Genomic DNA, 7,459 nt, shown 5'->3' with positions numbered 1-7,459 from the left:
TTCGGTGAGGTCGGCGGCGGCGGTCTCGGCCTCGGTGCGGACGCGTTCGGCGTGGGTGTCGGCGGCTTCGCGGACGGCGGCGGCCTCGGCGGCGGTGCGTCCGGCCAGCTCCTCGGCGGCGGCCTCGGCCTGCTCGCGCGCCGCCTTGGCGGCGGCCAGTTGCTCGGCGGTCTCCTCGCGCTCCCGGAGCAGCCCGGCGGAGGCCTCCTCGCGCTCGCGGCGGCTCTCCTCCCGCAGCGCCTCGGCGGCGGCCTGGGCCTCGGCCCGGCTGCGGGCGGTCTCGCTGTCGGTCTCGGTGCGCAGCCGCTCGGCGGCGCCGACGGCGGCGTCCCGGACGGCGTTCGCCTCGGCCTGGGCGTCGGCCCGCAGGGCCTGCGCGGCGGCGGTCGCCGCGGCCCGCAGCTGCTGGTCGAACTCGGTTGCCTCGCGGCGCAGTTCGGCGGTCTCCCGCTCGGCGGCGGAGCGGTTCTCGGCGGCCGCGGCCTTGGCGGCGGTGAGCGCGTCCTGGCCCTGCTGCTCGGCCGTGGCGGTGATCTTCGCGGCCTCGGCGCGGGCCCGCTCCAGGGTCTGCTCGGCCCGTCCCTGGGTCTCGGCGGCCTGCTCCTTGGCCTGCTCGCGCAGCCGCTCGATCTCGGCGGCGGCGCCGGAGCGCAGCTCGTCCGCGTCGGCCTTGGCGGTGGTGAGCAGCTCCTCGGCGGTCTTCGCCGATTCCTCGATCTGCACCACGGCCTGCCGGCGGGCCTCGCCGCGCACCCGCTCCGCCTCGGCGGCGGCCTGGGCGCGCAGCTCCTCCGCCTCGGCGCGCAGCCGGGCGGCCTCGTCCTGCATCTCCTGGATCCGCTCGCGGATCGCGGCGGCGTCGTCCAGGGCGGCGTTCTGGGCGGCCTCGACCGCGGCCCGGGCCTGCTCGCGCAGCCGCTCGGCCTCGGCGGCGGCCTCGCTCCGGATCCGCTCGGCCTCGGCGGTCGCCCCGGTGCGGGTGGCCTCGGAGTCCCGGCCGGCCCGGTCGAGCATCTCCTCGGCGCTCTTGGCGGCCTTGGCCAGGTGGGCGGCGGCCTCCGTGGCACCGGCCGCCCGGCCGGCCTCCTCGGCCTCGCCGCGCAGCCGCTCGGCGGCGCTCTCGGCCTGGGCCCGCAGTTCGGCGACGTCCCGCTCGGCCTGCGCGCGCATCTCGGCGATCGCGGCCTCGGCCTCGGAGCGCAGCTGACCGGCCACCGACTCGGCGGTGGCGCGCAGCCGCTCGCTCTCCTCGGCGGCGGCGGCCTTGGCGGCGTCCGCCTCGGCCTTCCTGGTGGCGGCCTGTGCGCGGATCGCGTCGGCCTCCTTGGTGGCCTGGGCGACCATCCGGGCGACCTCGGCGCGGGCGGTCTGCGAGCGCTGCTCGCTGGCGGCCTCGCCGTCGGCGACCCGCCGCTCGGCGGCGGCCTCCGCCGCGGCCTGGAGCTGTTCGGCGGCGGCCTCGGTCCTGGCGCGCAGCTCGGCGGCCTCCTGCCGGGCCCGCTCGGCCTCGGCGGCGACCTCGGCGCGCAGTCGTGCTATCTCCGCCTGGGCGTGGGACAGCTGCTGCTCGGCGTGGGCCTGCTCGGCGGCGGCGACCTCGGTGAGCCGGCCGATCTCGGCGCGGGCGGCGGCCAGCTCCTGTTCGGCGGCGGCGTGCGCGACGGCGAGCTGCAGCTGGGCCTCGCCACGGGCGGCGTCCACATCGGCGGCGGCCTGGGCGCCGGCCTGCTGGGCCTGCTCGGAGGCGGCCCGCAGCAGTCGCTCGGCGTCGTTCTGGGCGCGGTGGAGGGCGGCCTCGGCGGCGGCCTGGGCCTCGCCGCGGGCGGCGTCCACGTCGGCGGCGGTCTGCGCGCGGGCCTGGTCGGCGAGGGCGGCGGCCTCGGCACGGGCCGCGGCCATCAGCCGGTCGGCCTCGCCGCGGGCCTCCTGCAGCAGGCGCTGGGCCTCCTGCTCGGTGCCGGCCCGGGCCTGCTCGGCCCAGCTGACGTTCTCGTTGACGTGCTGCTCGGCGCTGCGGCGCAGCTCGGCGAGCTCGTCCTCGAGCTGGCGGCGGCGGGCGGCCAGCTCGGCCTCCAGCCGGGCGGTGCGCTCGGCGGTCTCGGCCATGATCCGCTGGGTCGCGGCCTGGGACTCGCGCAGCTGGCGCTCGGCGTCGGCGCGCAGCTGCTGGGCCTGCATCTCGGCCGTGCGGAGCATCTGCTCGGCCTGGCCGGACACGGCGTCGAAGGCGCGCGGCTGGGCGAGCATCCGGCGGGATTCGTGCAGCTTGGCCCGGAGCACCTCCACCTGGTAGGCGAGGTCCTCGGCATGCTCGACTGACTTGTCCCGCTCCTTCCGAGTCCGATCCATCTCGGCCTCGAACTGGGAGAGGTGATCGTCAACCTCGTAGCGGTCGTAGCCCCGCACTCCGCGGTCCCATCCATCTCCTGGTCGCGTCCTCGACCCGGCCGGTCCGCTCCCGTGGTCCGGGCGCCGTTCCGACTGGTCCTTGCATCGCGGCCGTCGGGACGCCCCCGTCGTACCGGGAACGTCCGCCGCGTCGTCGGAGTCCTGGGCGTGGGAGCGCGGTCGATCCGCATTCCCCCGTCCGGGTGGACTCCTGGGCGAACTCTTGCCTTGTGGAGAATGGTGACAGATCCGTCTTGCGACTGTTCAGCCGTGCCCGCGTAGTGGACTCCCCTGCGACGGGCCTCCCACCGGGGCGGACGGGCCTGTCTTCGGCCGTGCCCGTCGCCTCCGTCCCCCGGAGTCTTCGCGCACCTGGGCATTGTAGTGGGAGCGTGTGGCGGGGGAATGGTCGCGTGGGGGTTTTCCGGCCCGAAGGCCGAGGTTACCGGCCGGTCATGGCCGTGACGGGCCCCCGGAGACCCGGGTGCCGCACCGCGGCGGCACCCGGGGGAGGGGTCAGTGGCCCTCGTGCGCGCCCGGCTCGGCGGCGGTGACCAGCTCGGTCAGCACCCCGCCGCAGTCCTTGGGGTGCAGGAAGGTGATCCGCGAGCCCATCGAGCCGATCCGCGGCTCGTCGTAGAGCACCCGGACGCCCTTGGCGCGGATCTCCTCGGAGTCGGCGTCGACGTCGCCGGTGCCGAAGGCGATGTGGTGGACGCCCTCGCCGTTCTTGGCCAGCCACTTGCCGACCGGGGAGTCCTCCCGGATCGGCTCCAGCAGCTGGAGGTAGGAGGCGCCGCCGTCGCCGGTGTCATTGATCTTGAGCATCGCCTCGCGGACCCCCTGCTCCTCGTTGACCTCGCTGTGGAACACCTCGAAGCCGTAGGTGGCGCGGTAGAACTCGACCGTCTTGTCGAGGTCTCGGCAGGCGATACCGATGTGGTCGATGCGGGTGAGCACGGATGGCCTCCGGTGAGGAGCGGGCGCGACAGGACGGCAACAGTGCAGCGCATGACGGTCGGCGGCGCCACCGATCCGGGTGCGAGTCTGCTCACACGGGCCCGGCAGGGTTCACCCGGGCCGGGTCGGCACGGTGTTGACCGAAGTGTGCCAGTGCGCTCGATCACACCATGGGTCCGGTGACGGGCGGGTAACAGGTCAGTACATTGAGCGGAATCCTCCACCTGGCCACGACGTGCGAAGGGGCTCGTCCCATGACCAACACCACCTCTGTGATCGTTGCCGGGGCACGGACCCCGATGGGCCGGCTGCTCGGCTCCCTGAAGGGCTTCTCCGGCGCCGAACTCGGCTCCTTCGCCATCAAGGCCGCGCTGGAGCGGTCCGGCATCACCGGCGACCAGGTCCAGTACGTGATCATGGGCCAGGTCCTCCAGGCCGGCGCCGGCCAGATCCCGGCCCGCCAGGCCGCCGTCAAGGCCGGCATCCCGCTGAACGTCCCGGCGCTCACCATCAACAAGGTGTGTCTCTCCGGCCTGGACGCCATCGCGCTGGCCGATCAGCTGATCCGGGCCGGCGAGTTCGACATCGTGGTGGCCGGCGGCCAGGAGTCGATGACCAACGCCCCGCACCTGCTGCCGAAGTCCCGCGAGGGCTACAAGTACGGCGCGATCGAGCTGCTCGACGCGATGGCCCACGACGGCCTGACCGACGCCTACGAGAACATCCCGATGGGCGAGTCCACCGAGAAGCACAACACCCGGCTCGGCATCCCGCGCGAGGTCCAGGACGAGATCGCCGCCGCCTCGCACCAGCGCGCGGCCAAGGCGCAGGCCGACGGCATCTTCGACGCCGAGATCGTCCCGGTGGAGATCCCGCAGCGCAAGGGCGAGCCGGTCGTGTTCGGCCAGGACGAGGGCATCCGCGCCGACACCACGGTCGAGGGCCTGGCCCGGCTGCGCCCGGCGTTCACCAAGGACGGCACCATCACCGCCGGCACCTCCTCGCAGATCTCGGACGGCGCGGCCGCCGTGGTCGTGATGAGCAAGGCCAAGGCCGAGGAGCTGGGCCTGAGCTGGATCGCCGAGATCGGCGCGCACGGCAATGTCGCGGGCCCGGACAACTCGCTGCAGTCGCAGCCGTCCAACGCGATCAAGCACGCGGTGGCCAAGGAGGGCATCGCCGTCGAGGACCTCGACCTGATCGAGATCAACGAGGCCTTCGCCGCCGTCGCCCACCAGTCGACCAAGGACCTCGGCGTCTCCTCGGAGATCGTCAACGTCAACGGCGGCGCGATCGCGCTGGGTCACCCGATCGGGATGTCCGGCGCCCGGGTCGTGCTGCACCTCGCGCTGGAGCTGAAGCGCCGCGGCGGCGGCATCGGCGCGGCCGCGCTCTGCGGCGGCGGCGGTCAGGGTGACGCGCTGATCGTGCGGGTCCCCAAGGCCTGACCCGCACCGGCCCACCGACCGAACCACACCGGGGCTGCGCACCGCCACAAGCGGGGCGCAGCCCTTCGGCGCAAGGAGACCCACCCATGATCGATGTGCCGACCCTGGTCGAGCAGGCCCGGCAGGGCCGTCCGCGGGCCGTCGCCCGCCTGATCTCACTGGTCGAGAACGCCGCGCCGGAGCTGCGCGAGGTGATGGCCGCGCTGGCGCCGTACACGGGGCGCGCCTACACGGTCGGGCTGACCGGCTCGCCGGGCGTGGGCAAGTCCACCACCACCTCGGCGCTGGTCTCCGCCTACCGGCGGCTGGGCAAGCGGGTCGGCGTGCTGGCGGTCGACCCGTCCTCGCCGTTCTCCGGCGGCGCGCTGCTCGGCGACCGGGTCCGGATGCAGGACCACGCCACCGACCCCGAGGTGTTCATCCGCTCGATGGCCACCCGGGGCCACCTGGGCGGTCTGTCCTGGGCCGCCCCGCAGGCACTGCGGGTGCTGGACGCGGCCGGCTGCGACGTGATCCTGGTCGAGACCGTGGGCGTCGGCCAGTCCGAGGTGGAGATCGCCGCGCAGGCCGACACCGCGGTGGTGCTGCTCGCCCCCGGGATGGGCGACGGCATCCAGGCCGCCAAGGCCGGGATCCTGGAGATCGGCGACCTGTTCGTGGTCAACAAGGCCGACCGGGACGGCGCCGACGCCACCGCCAGGGAGCTGAACCACATGCTGGGCCTCGGCGAGGCCCGCGAGGCGGGGGCCTGGCGCCCGCCGATCGTGAAGACCGTGGCGGCCCGGGGCGAGGGCGTGGACGAGGTGGTGGAGGCGCTGGAGAAGCACCGCGCCTGGCTGGAGGAGCACGGCGAGCTGGAGGTCCGGCGCCGCCGCCGGGCCGCCCAGGAGATCGAGGCGATCGCGCTGGCCGCGCTGCGGGCCCGGATCGGCGACCTGCACGGCGACCGGCAGCTGGCCGCCCTGGCCGAGAAGGTGGTGGCCGGCGAGCTGGACCCGTACGGTGCGTCCGACCGGCTGGTGGCGGGCCTGACCACGAGCTGAGCCGGCCTCGTGCCGCGGCCCGGCGCCCCGCCGAGGGGTGCCGGGCCGCGCGCGCTCGGCCGTCGGGGGGATTCTCAGCCGCGTCCGCGCAGGCCGCGCAGGTGCTCGGCGACCGGGGCGAGCGCCTCGTACATCGCGTCGAGCTGCTCGGGGGCGAGACGGTCGATGAAGTGGGCCCGGACGCTGCGCACATGGCAGGGCGCGACCCGCTGCATGGTCTCCCAGCCCTGCTCGGTGAGGTTGGCGTAGAGGCCGCGGCGGTCGCCGGGACACTCCTGGCGCAGCACCAGGCCGGCGTTCTCCATGCGGGTGATCTGGTGCGAGAGCCGGCTCTTCGACTGGAGGGTCGCGGTGGCCAGGTCGGTCATCCGCAGCCGCCGATCGGGCGCCTCGGAGAGTACGACCAGGATCTCGTAGTCGTTGATCGCCAGGTTGTGCGGCTGGAGCTCGCGGCTCAGCTGGTACTCGAGCAGCTTGGCGACCTCCAGGTGGGCGCGCCACAACCGTTGCTCCCGGGCGGTCAGCCAGGGGGTCTCCTCCTCGGGCCCGTCGGGCTGCGGGGCCGAGGCGTCTGCCGGGTCGACGATGTGCGTGTCCATGGTTTCTACGATAGCGCATATAGTTCAATGTTGTACGACTTTACCGGCGTTCACACGGCGACGGCCGCCGCGATCCGGCCACGGCGCCGCGCGCGGGAGGCGCGGCGCCGTACCGGTCGGACCGGCGGGCGGGACGGGCGGTCAGAGCCCGAAGCGCCGCCCGAGGTCGCCCAGATTACCGAGGCCGGGCACGTTCACGTTCGGCAGCTGGCTGCCCTGGCCGGCGCCGTGCTGGCCCGGTACCCCGCCCATTGGCACCCCGGCCTCGGCGTGCACCTGGCCGACGGCGCGCTCGGCCATCAGCACCTCGCTGGACTGGAGCAGCACCTGCCCGGCGCCGATGAACTCGAACTGGTGCTCCTCGCCGGAGGCCCCGCCCAGCCCGGTGAGTCGGCGCAGGCCGCCGATCACGCCGTGCATGTAGTCGTGGTCGTAGTGGTGGCACGGCGCCGGGCAGTCCGCCCAGCCGACCAGCGCCTGCGGGTCCACCCGGATCGGCGGCTCGACGAAGTGCACCGGCCCGTTCGAGGCGGCGACGAACTTGCCGCTGCCGATCAGGGTCAGGAAGCCCGGGATGATCGACTGCTTGAGCCGGAGGGTGGGCTCGTAGGCCAGCAGGTTCCCCGAGCGGACCGTCAGGTTCCCCTCCTCCAGGTCGTAGGAGTTGAGGTCGAAGGCCCGGTCGGCCAGCAGCAGCTTGCCGCGGCCCTCGGCGACCACCCAGTCCGCCGCGTGCATCGGCGAGTTGAAGTGCTGCCCGAGCATCCGGTCGATCGCGCCGGCGCCGACACCCTTGAAGGAGATGTCGCCGTAGTAGGCGATCATCTTGCCCTTCTGCAGGAAGTACGAGCCGTTGAGGTCCACCGAGAAGGCGTACGGGTTGACGTTGTCGTTGGACGGCAGGCTGTGCACGTCGTGGACGACCGGCCCGGTGCCGTCCTGCGCCTTGGGCAGCGGGGCCTGGGCGCCGCCGTACTGCTCCTGGGCGTACTGCTGCGGCGGCTGGGCCGGGTAGCCCTGC

6 protein-coding genes are annotated in these 7,459 nt (G+C 74.4%); 2 read left to right on the top strand and 4 right to left on the bottom strand.

What is annotated here, in order from left to right; translation table 11 throughout:
• A partial coding sequence (locus ADK60_RS03845) for a polarized growth protein Scy-related protein (protein ID WP_502687392.1) occupies positions 1–2,406 on the bottom strand: 2,406 nt, incomplete at its 3' end.
• A gap of 498 nt (positions 2,407–2,904) precedes the next feature.
• The gene (gene mce, locus ADK60_RS03840) at positions 2,905–3,348 is read right to left on the bottom strand and encodes a methylmalonyl-CoA epimerase (RefSeq protein ID WP_030392762.1); all 444 of its coding nucleotides are present in this window, start codon (positions 3,346–3,348) and stop codon (positions 2,905–2,907) included.
• Positions 3,349–3,602: 254 nt separating this feature from the next.
• Between mce and ADK60_RS03835 the strand changes: the two genes are divergently transcribed.
• The gene (locus ADK60_RS03835; protein WP_053643244.1) at positions 3,603–4,796 is read left to right on the top strand and encodes an acetyl-CoA C-acetyltransferase; all 1,194 of its coding nucleotides are present in this window, start codon (positions 3,603–3,605) and stop codon (positions 4,794–4,796) included.
• 86 nt (positions 4,797–4,882) lie between these two features.
• The gene (gene meaB / locus ADK60_RS03830; RefSeq protein ID WP_045941601.1) at positions 4,883–5,839 is read left to right on the top strand and encodes a methylmalonyl Co-A mutase-associated GTPase MeaB; all 957 of its coding nucleotides are present in this window, start codon (positions 4,883–4,885) and stop codon (positions 5,837–5,839) included.
• A gap of 74 nt (positions 5,840–5,913) precedes the next feature.
• Here meaB and ADK60_RS03825 read toward each other — a convergent pair whose 3' ends face one another.
• Positions 5,914–6,438: a MarR family winged helix-turn-helix transcriptional regulator gene (locus ADK60_RS03825; protein ID WP_079008029.1), complete on the bottom strand. Its 525-nt coding sequence runs from the start codon at positions 6,436–6,438 to the stop codon at positions 5,914–5,916.
• Between the two features lie 141 nt (positions 6,439–6,579).
• The gene (locus ADK60_RS03820) at positions 6,580–7,392 is read right to left on the bottom strand and encodes an AIM24 family protein (RefSeq protein ID WP_045941606.1); all 813 of its coding nucleotides are present in this window, start codon (positions 7,390–7,392) and stop codon (positions 6,580–6,582) included.
• Positions 7,393–7,459 lie beyond the last annotated feature (67 nt).

Origin of the sequence: Streptomyces sp. XY431, from assembly GCF_001279805.1 — a bacterium.
In the GTDB taxonomy this organism is placed as follows: Bacteria; Actinomycetota; Actinomycetes; order Streptomycetales; family Streptomycetaceae; genus Kitasatospora; species Kitasatospora purpeofusca.
The sequence above is the reverse complement of the archived record's forward strand: the minus strand, read 5'-3'. Positions and strand labels throughout refer to the sequence as shown.

Bases quoted from the DNA above. Each gene is read 5' to 3' on its own strand.
- ADK60_RS03835 (WP_053643244.1), top strand. From the start codon at position 3,603: ATGACCAACACCACCTCTGTGATCGTTGCCGGGGCACGGACCCCGATG.
- meaB (WP_045941601.1), top strand. From the start codon at position 4,883: ATGATCGATGTGCCGACCCTGGTCGAGCAGGCCCGGCAGGGCCGTCCG.
- ADK60_RS03825 (WP_079008029.1), bottom strand. From the start codon at position 6,438: ATGGACACGCACATCGTCGACCCGGCAGACGCCTCGGCCCCGCAGCCC.